3 protein-coding genes are annotated in these 1,263 nt (G+C 66.8%); all 3 read right to left on the bottom strand.

Annotation, left to right across the window (positions count from 1 at the left end; genetic code table 11):
• Nucleotides 1–169, bottom strand: a 169-nt coding sequence (locus UK23_RS50630; protein WP_196777928.1) for a dihydrodipicolinate synthase family protein, incomplete at its 3' end; no start/stop codon positions are given.
• Nucleotides 170–188: 19 nt separating this feature from the next.
• The gene (locus UK23_RS28395) at nucleotides 189–800 is read right to left on the bottom strand and encodes a TIGR03085 family metal-binding protein (protein WP_045314724.1); all 612 of its coding nucleotides are present in this window, start codon (nucleotides 798–800) and stop codon (nucleotides 189–191) included.
• Nucleotides 801–825: 25 nt separating this feature from the next.
• Nucleotides 826–1,236: a hypothetical protein gene (locus UK23_RS28390; protein ID WP_045314723.1), complete on the bottom strand. Its 411-nt coding sequence runs from the start codon at nucleotides 1,234–1,236 to the stop codon at nucleotides 826–828.
• Between the last annotated feature and the right edge of the window lie 27 nt (nucleotides 1,237–1,263).

Raw genomic sequence — 1,263 nt, 5'->3', positions numbered from 1 at the left:
CGGTCGTGCCGTTGACGACCAGGCCGTCGTTGCCCAGGTCCACCAGGTGTTTCGCCAGTTCCTGCGCCTTGGCGAGATCGACCTCGCCGCGAGAGTCGAACGGCGTGACCATAGCGGTGAGAACGCGGCCGAACGGGCGGTCCGGCCCTGCGTACGGGCTTCCTGGCATGCGCAGAAACTACCCGAGATCAGACACTTCGGTTCAACGACCGCACTCGTTCGACCGCGTCGGCGTCCCCGCTGTATTCCACGCGGGCCTGGTCGCGCCCGAACGCGAGCATCACGAGCTCCGCCACCTCACCCGTGATCACCACGCCGTTCGCCCCCGGCTTGGCGACGATGTGCGCACCGTCCGGCCGCACGAGCGTGACGCCCACGGGCGACGACCGGTACGTCATGCGCGCGGTGAACGGCAGGAACTTCCACAGCACGTGCTCGCGCTTCCCGTCGTACGGCCGTGGCTCCCAGTCGGCTTGTGCGCGGCGCACGTCCTCGTGGTGCACGAAGTACTCGGTGGTGTTGATGTACGAGTCGAGCGGCTGGATCCAGAACGGCGGCGTGCGCACCAGTTCCAGGAGCTCGCCCCACGCCTTGTGCGCGTAGTCGTCCTGCACCTTCTCCGACCACTTCGCGAACGGCTTGAGCAGGATGCCCGGCGCGGTGTCCGGGCGGCGTTCGCGGATGGCGAGGTGCGCGGCCAGGTCCCGGTTCGTCCAGGTGCCGCACAACGTGGGCGCGTCCGGGCCGAGCTCGGTCATCAGGTCGACAAGGGCCTTGCGCTCATCGCGGGCAACACTCACCCCGCCATTTCACCACAGGCGCGACTCAGGCCTCGTTCGGCTTGTAGCAGTCCTTGAAACCGTCCGGCTTGGCCGAGTTGTCCGCGAGCAGCTTGACCACCTGGTCGCGGGTCAGGTTCTCCGGGTAGTTCGGCCAGTCCGGTTCCTGGCCCTTCACGTGCAGCTCGTCCAGCCAGTAGCCGGACTGCCCGGAGATCTTGGCCATCTCCAGGTCGCAGCCCTTCACCCGCACCATCACCTCGATGGTGCTCTGCGACGACTTGACCGTGCGCTTGCCGATCTTCTTGGACTTCTTCTCGGTCTCCGTGCTGGGCTTGCCGGGGTTGCCGAACCCGGCCGCCTTGAGCTCCGAGACGAACTTGTCCTCGTTGCTGGTGCACGCGGACAGGGCGGCCGCACAGCCGAGAGCCAGCAGAGCGGAAACGATCCTCTTCACAACGCGGCAGACTAGGGCTGTATCGAA

It is taken from the genome of Lentzea aerocolonigenes (assembly GCF_000955955.1).
GTDB classification, from domain to species: domain Bacteria; phylum Actinomycetota; class Actinomycetes; order Mycobacteriales; family Pseudonocardiaceae; genus Lentzea; species Lentzea aerocolonigenes_A.
This window is presented reverse-complemented; position numbering and strand designations above follow the sequence as displayed.